Here is a 15,263-nt window from a genome sequence, read left to right as displayed (position 1 = left end):
ATTAAGAAAAAGGGATAATAAGATGAATAAACGCAAAAACTCTGTGGCAAGAAGCACGAGTTATCTTTTAATTTACCTTACTACAATTCAGCCGTTACACTCGGCGATTGCCGATGGAATAACGCCGGATAATAACCAGACTCAGGTACAAAACCAGGGCAACGTTCCAGTTGTCAATATTGCCACGCCGAACGATATGGGGATATCTCACAATACTTATAAAGAATTCAATATCGACACTCAAGGCGCCGTTCTTAATAACGCCATCCAAGCAGCTGAATCGCAACTGGCAGGACAACTTAACGCTAACCCTAATCTGCATGGCAAAGCAGCAGAACTGATTATTAATGAAGTGACCGGCAGCGGACTATCTAATCTGCAAGGCCAATTGGAGATTTTCGGCAATAAAGCCAATGTGATAATTGCCAACCCTAATGGTATTACTTGTGATGGCTGTGGTTTTATTAATACTTCAAATGCAACACTGACCACGGGTAAACCTCAATTCGATAAACAGGGCGCGTTGGAAGCATTGGAGGTTGAAAAAGGCCAAATCACCATTGGTGGAAAAGGGTTAGATGGCGAGGCGACGGATTATGTCGATATTATCAGCCGAACAGTTGAATTAAATGGAAGAATTCAGGCCAATAACCTGTCTCTGACGCAAGGCGCTAACCGGATCAGCTTAAAAGATGGCACAGTTAAACCTGTCGCTGAAGAAGATACTAAACCTCAATTAGCCGTTGACACCAAAGCATTAGGCGGCATGTACGCCAATAAAATCCGACTGGTTGCAACTGAAGATGGCGTTGGCGTTAATCTGGAAGAGTTAACCAGTAACCAGAGTGATATTACGTTAAACGCCAACGGCGAAATTGAACTGGGAAATATTAAGGCTAAAACGGACCTGAATATTATTGGCGAAGAAATCCGTCTTGCTCAAAATATTAAAATACAAGCAGATCAGAGTATTAACCTGAAAACTACCACACTGGATAATAAAAGCATCGTGACTGCTGATATTTGGTGATACCGTGCTTAATAGCGGCGATAAATCCCCACTTTCTCGTTAATAAAATGACCACTCTCCCTATGTTAGCAGTACGCTAACATAGGGAATTTCATCGTCCGTTACATCAGCAAACACGGTTATCAGGTAAAACTCATCTCTCAGCAGTTTGTTCCCCCGCCTGTTCGTAATAAAAGGCAATTTAGCAAAATCTCCAAATTGATTAACAAAGCCAGCGCTGAGATTCAAGCAGTAAAACCCTCGATATAGAACAGAGATCGTTATAACCGATTGACTGGCTGTATTATATCTGATAAAACCAGTATCAAACGTGATTAATTTACGATCAATCGAGATAATAGAATCGACAAAAGGCAAGATTGAGCAGTATCTATCACCCCCCAATTGAAAACGACAATTTTGTCCAAGTGAACAGAGCGTATCTGAAAAAATAGCGCTTCTTGATAAGGGGAAACTCAGTAACCTCAGAAATCCTGATATACCTAATTGAGAATGTAGGACACACAACCAAAGCAAGGAGTATGTAGCGATTTAACTCTGACCGAATATGGAGGTGTTTTGTGTATCTGTATCGCACAATAAAAAATATTCAAAGAAATACGCGATATTTCAAGCTACTGTTATTGCCTCATTAAGTGAGCAAAAACTTAATTTAAAAAAATCACAACCTCTGTTGTGATTTATATTCAGACTAGTAATTATAAGGTTGGTTTAAGATGATGAAGTGGTGCCGGATTATTTTTGCGATTATTTTGTTTTACTCTCTTTTCGTTGGGATGATGCAAGTATTGTCGATCAATTTTTATGTTTTCCGTGATTACTTTGGATTGTGGGAGATTCCAGCAAAAGTGGCCGCTGTTATAGCATCTCTTTACGTTTTTTGTCTACTTGTTAAGTTTTTGCCTCTTATTATTGCTATTTTTATATGTAGCTTAGTTTTGGTGGTAAATGTATGGCATTGGTCATTATGGATTTCGGTCCTTATACTTATTTGGCCGGTTATTGTTGTTTTAGCTTATTGCGTACTCACCAAAAGCCTGAAATATAACACATCAGATTGATTTTTCTCAGAAAAAATAAATCTGATGTGATATTCAATATTAATGAAAATCGGAAAGTTTAAATACGGTTCAGGAAACGGAAAAAACCATTAGATTTACTAAAACGGTTTAAAAAGATCATTCATTAAATGAGTTTTTAACTAAAAAGCAAGAAAACCCTCGGAATGATAATCTCTTTACAGCTTTACCATCTTTTTAACAGGGTTCACTTTTTCTTTTTACTGCCTTTCCTGTTTTGGCGATCAAAAGCTGTTTTTTTTCGATGATTAACCCGCTAAGGATAAAAAAACATACCCCCCATTAATGTCAGATTCTTAAAAGGTACATAGTGACTAAACACCACCTATTCACTGCTATGTTTAATGTATTTACCGGAGGTTATACCTCAAGTTAATGTTACATTTACCTACCATAACCATTTGAAAACATGAATATAGAGAGATTAAAATTTTTATTTAAGATTCTACTTTAACATAAGTATAATTTTTCAAAATGACAGTTAATTGTATTTAATCACAGTCCATTAACCGTTAACAAAAGTTGAAAAGAAATCAGCAAAAAAATAATATCATCAGATAAAATTAATATTTAAATGCTACCTCTCCATTATTTTACGAGGCCAGCCATAAAAACAATACAATAAAAAACAGTTAAAACAGTTAAAACAGTTAAAACAGTTAAAACAGTTAAAACAGTTAAAACAGTTAAAACAGTTAAAACAGTTAAAACAGTTAAAACAGTTAAAACAGTTAATTTTTCAGTATTTAAGCCCTGAAAAAAGGGAATTATCCGAAAAAGCATAAAAAGGGTATCTCTACATTAGAGAGCTATTTACTAATTGATTTATAAAGATAAAATAAAGGGTAGTGACTTATTAAAACCACTCAGGATTGCCGGTAAAACAACATCAGTTAGAGATAAAATGCGAGCCTGATTAAGGTTAGTTAAATGTGAAATACAATATCCCATGATGATTAAAATTAATAAAAATCAGATGTTAAAAGTGGTAAAAACCCGGTTAAAACCTTATACCGATTAAAACCAGAGGTTAAAACAATGGCTTTTCATAACAGTTTAAAACCTAACCACTATAAAACTATCAGTGAAAAATGAGAAAAAACTAGCTTTGTTAATGCTTTATCCCTCGGAAAAAAAGATAAATAAAAATATAAATCAGATAATCAGGAAATATATTTAAAAAATGAACCGACTTTAATAACGTTTTCAACCGGCGAATAAACTTTTCCATAAACCAGTTAAATCATCGATGATAAAAAATCGGCATAACAAAATCCGCCAATAAATGATTGAATAGAATACAAGCCAAGTTGTTTTCAGCATTATATGTTGTATTTATTATGAAAAATCACAACCCCTTAAATACCCAGACCAAATTTAACCTGATTTTACACTGTCTTAACCCATCCAATCTAATTGCTTTTCTACGATTTGATTTAGCTCTAAAATCGATTTATATTGTTATTTTTATAAACTATTTTGTCATTCCTTACTGATTTCATGATCGCCTTTAATAAAACTAATAAACTTAACACTGTTTTTTATTTAATGAATTAACCACTTTATTTAAATATATATTAGGTAAACGAGGTTAAGTGAAAACCATAAAACGGGATATTCACATGTAAAATAAAAAGATTTTAAAAGAGGTTAAAACCTTTTTACTTAACCCCCCCTCTGAATAATCAAATCACCCTTGAAAACTGACGCTGGCGAACCTGTTGGCGCAAATAAATATCAAAACACATACAGATATTACGAATCAGTAACCGACCTCGTGGCGTTACCCAGATCTGTTTCTCATTCATTTCAACCAGTCCATCTTCAACCAGTGGCGTTAATAATTGCAAATCTTCTGCGAAATAGTGGGTAAAACTCAGCCCATATTGCTGCTCAATATCGGCAAAATTTAAACGGAAATGACAAATTAGCGCTTTAATAACATCACGGCGAATACAATCATCTTGGGACAGCGTTAAACCACGCCATAAGGCATGCCCCTGTTTTTCTAATTCCGCATAATAGGTTTTTAACTCTTTTTGATTTTGGCAATAGCTATCGCCCAACATACTGATAGCAGAAACACCTAAACCCAGCAGGTCACACTCTTCCTGAGTGGTATAACCCTGAAAATTGCGATGTAATTTCCCTTCTCGCTGAGCTACCGCCAGTTCGTCATCCGGGCGAGCAAAATGGTCCATGCCGATAAACTGATAGCCATTGTTTGTCAACGTTGCGATTGTTTCTTGCAATATATCCAGCTTTTGCTCAGCGCTCGGTAAATCATGTTCCTTAATTTTACGTTGAGCGGCAAATAAATTCGGCAAATGAGCATAATTGAAAATACTCATTCTGTCCGGTGATAACGCTAATACTCGCTCCAGAGTGAAAGCAAAACTTTCTGGCGTCTGTTTCGGCAAACCATAGATCAGATCAATACTGGTGGAATGAAAACCCGTTTCGCGAGCACGGGCAACCAAAGCAAAGATAAACTCTTCATTCTGTTCACGATTCACCAGACGCTGTACTTCTTTATTGAAATCCTGCACCCCCATGCTCAGACGGTTAAAACCTTCACCGCGCAGGTGATCAATCATATCCAGTTCAATTTCACGCGGATCAATTTCAATAGAAATTTCAGCATCGGGCAGAAAATCAAAATGTTGGCGCAACAATCCCGTCAATTTACTGATTTGGTTTTTATTAAGATAAGTTGGCGTACCACCGCCCCAATGCATCTGACTCACTTTACGATCAGAAAACAACTTTGCCCGATCATGAATTTCCCGTTCAAGCCATTGCAAATATTCATCCGCTTTATGCTTTTGACGGGTGACCAATTTATTACAACCGCAGAAATAACAGAGCTTATGGCAAAACGGGATATGGAGGTAGAGAGAAAGCTGTCGTTCAGGGTAACGGGTAGCAGCCTGGATAAATGCCGCATTATCATACTGTTGATTAAATTCCAATGCCGTCGGATATGAAGTGTAACGGGGACCGGAATAATTGTACTTCTGGATCAAAGGCAGATCCCAAACGATGGCTTGCTCAGACATGCTTATTCCTTCCGATGTTTTTGCCCACCAAAACGTAACGCTTTCATATGCTTAATATGTTGCGCTGTTGTGACGCTGCGCAGCCGGGTTTTACGCCGCGATAATCGCCATAGTTTACCCAATAACCATAGCAAATAACATACTATTAGTATGGTTATTAGGGTTAATCCACCTTTGATCATGGGAGATTAAATTATTTACCTTTCAGCAGTTGCATAATGTCATCCTGCCGCTCTTCTTCGTTCTCTTCCTCATCCAGTTGAATCCCCAACTCTTCCATCAGAGCGTCAATTCGATCTAGCGTGGTATCAATATAGTCATGCTCTTCTTTAGACAGACTTTCGCCATTTTCCAGACGTTCCAGCAATGCATCCAGACGATCGTCATTTTCCAACATGGCTAATTCTTGCTGTGGCGACAAAAGTGGTTTTGTCTCAACTTTATTAGCAACGACAGGTTTTGTCGGTTGTTCCCCAACAATCAGCGGAACAGGTACTTTACTGCCAAGACGTGGATCACGTTGCTGCTTACCTGACTGATGTTTATCACCACTTTGCTCCTGATAGCGATTACCGGGCGAATTGCCACGATGTTTTTTCTCACGCTTACGTGCACGCCCTTCCGCATTTAATTCTTCGCGACTTTTTCTTTTCTGTTTACCAGCAGATGCTTTGGCTGGTGCTTTTTTCTTTAACGAGTTCATAGCCTGTTACTCAATTTGGTTTATCAGGGTATTGCTGCGCCGGAATCTAACAGAAACCGCACGTATAGAAAAGCGCCGCGAATAGCTCTTTATCTTTAAAAAAATATAGCCAAAATCTCTTATCATTCATGCATGGTTTAATCACCAACGAATATCCTATTAATCTTAACCTTCAATAAATGATCAATCGATATGCCTATTTTTGATACTTCTTGTTATAAATCCGTTTACTTGTGGGTAGTTAGTTATGCTTTGTTATGGATGATAGTGAGTTATTCATTCGATCCAACCGTGCCTTATGATGCCGTCGAAGCATTGAATTGGGGGAAAAACGGCGAATGGGGTTCACCTAAAAATCCGTGGTTAGTTGGTGTAATGATGCTGCCTGCTATCCATATAAGCGGTGTTTCATTGAGTTTTTACTGGTATTTCATTCACTTTACCGCTATCGCGATTGGCATGCTCGGTGTATGGCACCTGGCATTTCGGCTGACAGGGAAAAAAGAGCTGGCATGGCTCGCCATGCTGACATTGAACCTGTCCGGTATTATTAACTTCGATATCATCCCATATAACGATAATTATCTGCTAATTATGCTCTGGCCGTGGATTATGTTGTTCTTTCTGCGAGCCGTGTATGAGAATCCACGTTGGTGGCTGGCATTTGCTCTCAGTTCCGGGCTGGCGACAATGGGAAAATATTCCACATTGGCATTGGTTGGCTCGGTTTTTCTGTTGACGCTATTTGTACCTAAAGTTCGCCAATGTTACCGCCAACCCGCGCTTTATATCGCCTTGGTTATCTGGTTTATGCTGGTCCTGCCTAACTTCTGGTGGTTGTGGCACAATGATTTTGCCGCATTCAAATGGGTAGATTCACAAATAGATAGCGGATTTAATCTACATACCACCCGATCGCTATTATCAGTATTTTATCCACTGATTATCGTTGGCATGATTATTTATCAGCTTGGCGGCCGTATTAGCTGGCCGAAGGAACAACCGAACCGACTGGTAAACATTGTTATTCTGTTGCCATTACTGATTATCTACTGCTGGTTCTCATTCAATAAAGGGGGAAGAATGACAGAATGGCTGCATCCCTTTATGTCTGTTTCATCAGCGCTGTTGGTGGGTTCAATTACCCGTTTTCCACAGAAATCATTACGCAATACTCTGAGAGGGCTGATTATCGTCGCAATATTGATTGCGATGGGATATGTGTTGATTATGGCAACCAATATTCGCGGCGCGGGCCATAAATTCGAAGGCATCAAAGACTTTTCCCGGCAACTGGAACAACGCTGGCATCAACTCTATCCAACTCCGCTCCATTATGTCGGAGGCGAATACTTGCATCAGTGGCTGACTGTCTACGCACCAAGTCAGCCAGAAACGATCCAACCTTGGACGCTGGAAGAACAGGCGCCGAATATCTACAACCGCCATGTTAAGGAAAGCGATATTGCACGTGACGGCGCTATTCTGGTAGGCGCAAAGGGAAAAACCTGCGAGCAAGAAGATTTTCACAGTGTTTTGCAAGACTGGTCAAAATTAAGAATAAATAGCACGGAAGAATTCCTTTTCCAGCCCGAACCTGAAACTAAGCCAACAATAGTCTGTGTAGGTTTTGTGTCACCGGAAAAATATCAGTAGTTTTCTCTGCAAATTGAAAGCCTGATCTTAACAGGCTTTCAACTCTTCATACGCTATTAGCCAACAGGCCGACTAATTTAGCACATCCTGCGTGATGGCTTGTACATTACCGTTACGTAGCGCAGCAAAGGCCAGAGATGTGTCGTCATAAGAGATCACTTTGGCTGTCGGATAATGCTCGCGCTGATACTGCACGATTGTCAGGTCGGAAACGCAATACTATTACACAGAAGTTAAAAGAACTCGGGTTGGAGTAAGGAGATGATATCTCCATCCCTGTCGCCACTTTTCGGAATTTAATATATCAGATTCCCCATTAGCAGGATTAAATAACCGATCTCGATCACATTTTATACTATCTCTTCCAGACAAGAAAATAATACCACATTAGAATAGTTTAATTATGTTATTATTAAACTATCAAGATTATCTATGGGAAGCCGTTTTCTTTATCACCGAAGCCTAACAGGGCTTATGCTGCTAGCAATCTCTGAACTAGCCCATGCTTCAACACCGATCAACCCTGCGGCTCAAGAAGCGATCACGCAACAACAAAAAGCATTGCTGCAACAAGCCCGGCAGCAACGGGAAACGCTGCGCAACAGCATCACCTTATCTCCATTACCCGATGTGGCGCCGAGTACAGCAGAATCTATCTGCCACACCATTCACCGGATTGAATTTGACGGTGCAAAAAGCCTGCCTCGATCAGTCAAACAGCACTTAACCCACCCTTATTTATCCCACTGCTTATCTTTGCAGGACATTAATGCATTGGTGCGAAAAACCACTCATGCCTATATTGAACGGGGTTATGTCACTTCCCGGGCCGAACTCAGAGCACAGGATTTATCCTCCGGCGTTCTTATTATTACGGTCAATGAAGGCAAAGTTGAATCAGTCAGCCTGGACGGTGAAACACCTCTCTCGTTGAAAATGGCTTTTCCGAGCATAGTGGGTAAAACGCTTAACCTGCGAGATATTGAACAAGGCATGGAGCGTTTAAATCGCCTGCCGTCTCAACAAGTGACCATTGATATTCAGCCGGGAAAACAATCGGGTTATTCCGCAGTTATTTTAAAACGAACATCGATTCGCTTACCCATTAGTGCCAGTTTGGGAGCGGATAATAGTGGTCAAAAAAGTACCGGCGTCGGGCAAATCAATACCAGCGTGAATCTGGATAATCCATTACACCTTGCAGACCAGTGGTCATTATCTGCCAGCCACAACAGTGACTTCCGCAATAGCCATCAAAGCCGCAGCCTCTCCACCAATGTGACGGTTCCTTATGGTTACTGGTTATTCAGTTATCAATATGCATGGAATGATTCTTTTCAAAATATCCCGACGGGTTCACAAACCTATCGCTACACAGGCGACAGCCAGACTCACCGGCTGGCAGTAAACCGGACGCTATATCGTGATGGAAAACAGAAACTGGCATTGGATATGGGGCTGACACGCCGTCGGACCACCAATTTACTGGCAGAAGAAACATTATCCATCAGCAGCCCGACACTGAGCATCATCAATCTTGGCGTTAATTACAGCACCGTGCTGGCGGGGAGCTATGTCACTTTTAACCCGACAGTGAGCCACGGTTTACAAGCATTTGGCGCCACCAAAGATGATCCACATTTTCCAGATGCGCCACGTAGTCAATTTCGTAAATTCAGTCTGAGCGCCAGCTATTTCATGCCGGTCACAGACTCCGTTTATTACCTCTCATCGATTTACGGCCAGACCACGCCAGACAACCTTTACGCCAGCGAACGTCTCTCGCTGGGCGGGCAATATTCCGTTCGGGGATTCAAAGAGCAATATCTCACCGGCAACCGCGGCGGATATTGGCGCAACGAGCTGAACTGGCGGGTATCAGAGCTTCCTATTCTGGGGGAACTCGCTTTAACCGGAGCGCTGGATACCGGCTGGCTACAGAAAAAAACCGGACAAATCGAGGGCGGCAATGTCACCGGGGCGGCTCTGGGCTTATCACTGACTCACCCGGGATTCAACCAGACCATCACTATTGGGAAACCCCTCATTCACCCTGATCACCTAAAACCGGATCACTGGGTCACTTATTGGTCAATATCACTCACTTTGTAACACTTAAATTAAACAAAAGGGAAAATGCGATGAATAAACGCAACAACTCGGTGGCGAGAGTCACGAGTTATCTTTTAATTTACCTTACCGCAATTCAGCCGCTACACCCGGCGATTGCCGCGGGAATAACACCGGACAATAACCATACTCAGGTACAAAACCAGGGCAATATCCCGGTTGTCAATATCGCCACGCCGAATAATGCGGGAATATCCCACAACATCTATAAAGAGTTCAATGTCGCCACTCAAGGCGCCGTTCTCAATAACGCCACGCAAGCGGCTAAATCACAACTGGCAGGCCAACTTAACGCTAACCCTAATTTGCACGGAAAAGCGGCGGAACTGATTATCAATGAAGTGACCGGCAGCGGACGATCTAACCTGCAAGGCCAGTTGGAGATTTTTGGCAATAAAGCCAATGTGATGATTGCTAACCCTAATGGCATTACTTGTGATGGCTGTGGTTTTATTAATACTTCGAGCGCAACACTGACCACGGGTAAACCCCAATTTGATAAACAAGGTGCACTTGAAGCCCTGAAAGTAACAAAAGGCCAAATCATCATTGGTAGCAAAGGGTTAGATGGCAAAGCGACAGATTATGTCGATATTATCAGCCGGGCAACGGAATTAAATGGAAAAATTCAGGCGAATAACCTGTCTCTGACACAAGGCGCTAACCGGATCAGCTTAAAAGATGGCACAGTTAAACCTGTCGCTGGAGAAGGCACTAAACCTCAATTAGCCGTTGATACCAAAGCGTTAGGCGGCATGTACGCCAATAAAATCCGACTGGTTGCCACTGAAGATGGCGTTGGCGTGAATTTAAAAGAGTTAACCAGTAACCAGCGTGATATTACCTTAAACGCCAATGGTAAAATTGAATTGGGAAATATTAACGCTAAAACAGACCTGAATATTGTTGGCAAAGAAACCCGTATTGCGCCCAATATTAATGTGCAAGCGGGAAGAGATATTACTCTGGCAAATACCACACTGGATAATAAAGGCAGTGTAACTGCTGGCCGGGATATGCGAATATTTGGCGATACCGTGCGTAATAGCGGTAATAAAGCGTTACTACAAGCCAACAATAATATGTGGATACAGAAAGATGCACAAGGAGATAAAAGTCATCTTATTGAAAATAGATCTGCCACTATAAAGACTAATAAAGGCGATTTAGTTGCCAGATCTCATAAGATGCTCAATATAAGAGATCTTTATCTCCTTTCTAATATTAAACCTGAAAAAAACGATTTTCTTGACTTTAGTAATATTGATGATCTCAGTGACAAGAGAAATTGGTTCTTTATAGAAAATTATGATAGCAGTTTAATTTCATCTGGAGGAAATTTATATATAAATAGTGATAATTTATTAAATATAAACAGTGAAATACATGGAAATAATGATGTATTTCTGACTGGAAGTCATTTTATAAGTACTAAATTTATAAATACTGAAAATCTATATAATGATAATGGAAATACCTACCCACATTTTATAGTAAATAGTTCGCATCCTGTATTTAATAATCCATACTATAAATACAGAAATAGGCAGGAAAACGACAGAGAAATACATGTATTAGATAGAAATAACGCAGATATAAAACAGCAAGATTGGAATCTTATTCGAAGTAATCCTTCTAATGAGAAAAAAATTGACCCATTCACAGATAAGACAATGCTATCTTCTGGAAGGAATTTAGTTATTGATTTTCTTGGCGAGGTTAAAATTACGTCAAATAAGGAACTTATTAATGAAAATGAGTTGAATACGCCGATTACACCTGGCTGGAAAGAAAAAACATTAAATTTATTAAATGCAGAAACTGATGATATCAAAGTTAAAAATAATCTTATATTAAATGCAAATGGATTTACATTAAAATCATCACGATTAAATGCTGAAAAAGATATAAACATTATCTCATCAGATGCTAATTTTGTCGAACTTACCGATTCTAAAATCATATCTAAATCAGGTGATTTATCTATACTTTCAACCTATTATAAAGCACCGTATGAATCTTGGGGTAAATTATTATTTCCAGATGCCATTAATATTTTATCAACGGTATTAAAAGGACATAATGTTTCATTAATAAGCAAAAATTCAGGCATATTCGCTTATAAATCTACAAGATTTAGTATCGGGCCTGATATTGATGATCGAAGTAATATAATAAACTCATCAGGAGATTTAACATTTTATTCAGGAACAAACTTAAATTTAAATTTCATCAATTATTTCACAAAAAACAAAAACACGAATTTAACTGCTGCCAGAGATATTAAAATAAACAGAAGTAGAACCAGTATAGACTCATCCGAATCCATATCCATTAATGGTGGTATAAATCTAGATATTGGTGATATAAAACTCATCGCAGGAAAAGACGTTATATTAAACTCTACTCAAGATTCTAAATTATGGGGAGTTCCTATTACCGCTAATAGTATCTCTATATCGACGGGGAAAGATTTGAATGTAACCAACTCTGCATTGAATGCAACAGAAAACATATTGATGAATTCTGGTGGAGATCTAAATTTATCTGCTGCTTATGGTAATGTAGGCGCTATGATGAGAGAAGGAAGAATAAGCCATATTACCTCTGTTAATGCAGGGAATAAGTTAAATTTAATAGCTAATAATAATATAAAGTTAGAAGGTTCAAGTTTACTTTCCAAGGGTGATATGACCCTCACTTCTGGTGGATATACATACCTTAAATCCGCTGTAGATACTGAAAACACGAACTCCAGATCATCTATTACCCATAAAGAAGCCAGACTAGATAGCGGTAAAAATTTAACCATTCTTACCGGAGAAGGTCTTTTATTTCAAGCAACTAAACTTTTAGCCAAAGGTGTAATAGATATTGCCGCTAAAGGGGGTTATCTTTATGCACAAGCACAAGAAGATGTGACTGAATATACCACCTCCAGCACTAAACGTAAGTGGTATGGTAAAAAGAAGACTTCAACTACCACTCACCATTCAGTCACCAATAAAGTGACTGAATTTATTGCTGATGGCGATATTAATTTACTCAGCCGAGATGACAGTACTTATGAAGCCAGCAAGATTGAAACAAATAAAAATGCCAGACTGACCAGTACACATGGAAAAATAAACTTTAAAGCAGTTAAAGATAGTTCTTTTGAACAAACCATTAGCCAGTCTAAAGGATTTTTCATTAAGAACAGAGATAGTGGTCATCGTGCAGAAACATGGGTGCTGCCTTCGGTTCACATTGGTGGAAAATTAACGATTGAGGCCGCAAATGGAATCAGTGCTGATATCAAAACACAGAAAGGACAATCCTTACAGGCGGTATTGGCTACTCTTGGCAACACTTCTGAAACAGCTTGGTTAAAACAGTTAAGCAAGCGTCAAGATGTAAACTGGAATGAAGTTCAGGATGCTTATGAGAATTGGGATCATAAGAGCCAGCATTTAAATCCTGTCGTTTCTGCTGTTATCGCTATCTCCGTTGCTGTAGTCACAGCCGGGGCCGGGGTAACTGTAGCAGCAGCCAATGGTGCCGCGGGTGCAGCCAGTGGCGCCGCTACCACAGCCGGGGCCAGTGCTGCAACTGCGACAACAGTGAGTACCGCCACATACGGCGCAGTTTCTGCGGGTATCTCATCTCTAGCTTCTACAGCAGCGGTTAAACTTATTAATAATAAAGGAAACCTATCGAAAACCCTTAAGGATATGGGAAACAGTGAGATAGTAAAATCAACCCTCACATCGATGGCGATTGGTGGCGCACTGGCGGGTTTTGATAACGTCATGGGATGGGATAAAGCCGCCAATGGCGCTCAAATTAACCCGGCAAAAGCGGCATTACCTAAACTGAGCAATGGCGACTGGAGCAAAGTGGCTCAACGGATCGCAGGTCAATCCATTATCAGTTCCAGCCTGGGTACAGCCATTAATGGCGGTAGTTTCAAGGACAACTTCACCACCGCATTACTTGCCAATATTGGCAACCAGATTAACGCCGAAGGTGCCGGGTTGATTGGAAAAAACGGTCAGGTGTTAGGTTTACCCGGAAAAGCTATCAGCCATGCGGCGGTTTCTGCCCTTGCTGCGGAAATTGGCGGCGGTGATGCCAAAGGGGCTGCTGCCGGGGCATTAGCGGCAGAACTGGCCGCGATAACATTGGATAAAACATTCAATGATCCAATGAAAATTCAGGCGGGCGGAAAAATCATCGGCAGCGTCGCAGGCGCCATTGCGACCAACAGCGCCAAAGGCGCTAACAGTGGGGCTAATGCCGGAGAAATTGTTATTCTCTTTAACCACCTGAACTCCATGAATGCCTACAATCTGGTCAGAGAGCTACAGGAAGCCAATAAGCAAGGAACGCCTACCGAAGCAATCTGGAACAAATACAACAAACTGAGCGCCGCGCAACGGGCAGAAATGTTGTCTGCCTGTGCCGGGAATGGTGGGTTATGCACACTGACCTATCAGGCCGAAATGGAAGGTGGAACAAAAACAGCGGATGCCATCAGTGGTCTGAGATGGATGTTCGGCCTGTCAGAAGAAGATACCCACCGTATCAGCCAGTTTGTGACGACAGAAAATCAGAACGATTTAGGGCTGTTGTATAACTCGTTGCCTGCCTGGGAAAAAGGTGCACTGATAGCCAAAGAAGCGGTAGAATCTGCTGGTATTGGTGGTGCTATCGGCGGTAAGGCCTCGGTTGCTTCGATTATTGGGAAGAATAAACAACCTTATCAGCCGAATAAGGGCACAGCTGGAAAGGGAACGACTACTTACCCAGAAGGAATTCATTTTAATATTAACCAGAAAAATCACTTAGCCACATTTGATGGAATATCTAAAAAAGGGATAAGTGGTACACATAATGCTAATGCTTTCAATCAAGCGGCATCTGAAAATGGAATTAAAATTGTTAACCAGACACCAAGCAGTGTTAAAGGCATTACGCAAATTGAGTATCAAATACCAGCAAAAGATAGAACCGGAAATGTTATTGGCTACAAAAACCAAATATTCAAGAAAACAGTATATGATCCAAACGTTTTTTCCGACCAAAAAATGTTAGATCTTGGACAGCAGGCTGTTTCTAATGGTTATAAAAATGCAGTTTCTCAAGGTCTACGAGAATATGAATCAACCGCAGGTGGTGTGAAGTTTCAAGTTTATTTAGATCAAAAAACAGGTGCAGTTACTAACTTTTTCCCGGTGACACAATGAGTAATAAACGTCTTTTCGAAAAAATAGATTATGATAATGATTCTAAGTGGATTATGAAGGAGTTTTTTAATTCTATATACTCCCAAGGTGAATTTCTATGGGCTTTACCGCTTGTTCTAAAAAAGGACGGGTGTGGAGTTAATGAAACCTATTGTACTTTCCCAAACTTAGATGATCCTGATCCTGAATATCATTTCGAAGGAGTAATGTTCGGGGTATGGGAAGGTGAAATCATAGTTCCCGAATCTACTTGCTTTGAGTATGTAAAACTAGCCTGTGAGAAATATCTTCAATTACATCCAGAAGATACAGAGCAAGTAAAATCCTTACTTGCTCAACTCCCTTAAACCAGAAAGATCCCAGTACCAAAAGCTGGGA

General features: G+C 40.2%; 6 protein-coding genes and 2 pseudogenes. 5 read left to right on the top strand and 3 right to left on the bottom strand.

Features of this window, described 5'->3' with window-relative positions; all coding sequences use genetic code 11:
• Positions 1-22: 22 nt before the first annotated feature.
• Positions 23-1,064, top strand: a pseudogene (locus tag B0X70_RS00985) (filamentous hemagglutinin N-terminal domain-containing protein); the annotation flags it as partial.
• A gap of 2,730 nt (positions 1,065-3,794) precedes the next feature.
• Here B0X70_RS00985 and hemN read toward each other — a convergent pair.
• Positions 3,795-5,168, bottom strand: coding sequence for an oxygen-independent coproporphyrinogen III oxidase (gene hemN / locus B0X70_RS00980; RefSeq protein WP_217470673.1), 1,374 nt, complete (start codon positions 5,166-5,168; stop codon positions 3,795-3,797).
• Positions 5,169-5,361: 193 nt separating this feature from the next.
• Positions 5,362-5,871 carry a Der GTPase-activating protein YihI gene (yihI, locus tag B0X70_RS00975; RefSeq protein WP_217470672.1) on the bottom strand — a complete coding sequence of 170 codons (510 nt, stop codon included), beginning with the start codon at positions 5,869-5,871 and terminating at the stop codon, positions 5,362-5,364.
• 192 nt (positions 5,872-6,063) lie between these two features.
• On the opposite strand from yihI, the gene B0X70_RS00970 reads away from it, so the two are divergent.
• The gene (locus B0X70_RS00970; protein ID WP_217470671.1) at positions 6,064-7,527 is read left to right on the top strand and encodes an ArnT family glycosyltransferase; all 1,464 of its coding nucleotides are present in this window, start codon (positions 6,064-6,066) and stop codon (positions 7,525-7,527) included.
• 55 nt (positions 7,528-7,582) lie between these two features.
• Here B0X70_RS00970 and B0X70_RS25555 read toward each other — a convergent pair.
• Positions 7,583-7,710 (bottom strand): annotated as a pseudogene (locus B0X70_RS25555) (amino acid ABC transporter substrate-binding protein); the annotation flags it as partial.
• Between the two features lie 249 nt (positions 7,711-7,959).
• On the opposite strand from B0X70_RS25555, the gene B0X70_RS00965 reads away from it, so the two are divergent.
• From B0X70_RS00965 to cdiI, 3 genes are read left to right on the top strand one after another with little or no spacing between them, the layout of a single operon-like run.
• A complete protein-coding gene (locus B0X70_RS00965) occupies positions 7,960-9,639 on the top strand; it encodes a ShlB/FhaC/HecB family hemolysin secretion/activation protein (RefSeq protein ID WP_217470670.1) in 1,680 nt (559 codons plus the stop codon).
• 29 nt (positions 9,640-9,668) lie between these two features.
• Positions 9,669-14,885: a DUF637 domain-containing protein gene (locus tag B0X70_RS00960; RefSeq protein WP_217470669.1), complete on the top strand. Its 5,217-nt coding sequence runs from the start codon at positions 9,669-9,671 to the stop codon at positions 14,883-14,885.
• A complete protein-coding gene (gene cdiI, locus B0X70_RS00955; protein WP_217470668.1) occupies positions 14,882-15,232 on the top strand; it encodes a ribonuclease toxin immunity protein CdiI in 351 nt (116 codons plus the stop codon). The genes B0X70_RS00960 and cdiI overlap by 4 nt, the downstream gene beginning before the upstream one ends.
• Positions 15,233-15,263: the final 31 nt, after the last annotated feature.

Source organism: Photorhabdus akhurstii, from assembly GCF_019090985.1.
GTDB classification, from domain to species: domain Bacteria; phylum Pseudomonadota; class Gammaproteobacteria; order Enterobacterales; family Enterobacteriaceae; genus Photorhabdus; species Photorhabdus akhurstii.
This window is presented reverse-complemented; position numbering and strand designations above follow the sequence as displayed.

What these genes read in the sequence shown, in the direction of transcription:
- hemN (WP_217470673.1), bottom strand. Translation starts at nt 5,168, where the DNA reads ATGTCTGAGCAAGCCATCGTTTGGGATCTGCCTTTGATCCAGAAGTAC.
- yihI (WP_217470672.1), bottom strand. Translation starts at nt 5,871, where the DNA reads ATGAACTCGTTAAAGAAAAAAGCACCAGCCAAAGCATCTGCTGGTAAA.
- B0X70_RS00970 (WP_217470671.1), top strand. Translation starts at nt 6,064, where the DNA reads ATGCCTATTTTTGATACTTCTTGTTATAAATCCGTTTACTTGTGGGTA.
- B0X70_RS00965 (WP_217470670.1), top strand. Translation starts at nt 7,960, where the DNA reads ATGGGAAGCCGTTTTCTTTATCACCGAAGCCTAACAGGGCTTATGCTG.
- B0X70_RS00960 (WP_217470669.1), top strand. Translation starts at nt 9,669, where the DNA reads ATGAATAAACGCAACAACTCGGTGGCGAGAGTCACGAGTTATCTTTTA.
- cdiI (WP_217470668.1), top strand. Translation starts at nt 14,882, where the DNA reads ATGAGTAATAAACGTCTTTTCGAAAAAATAGATTATGATAATGATTCT.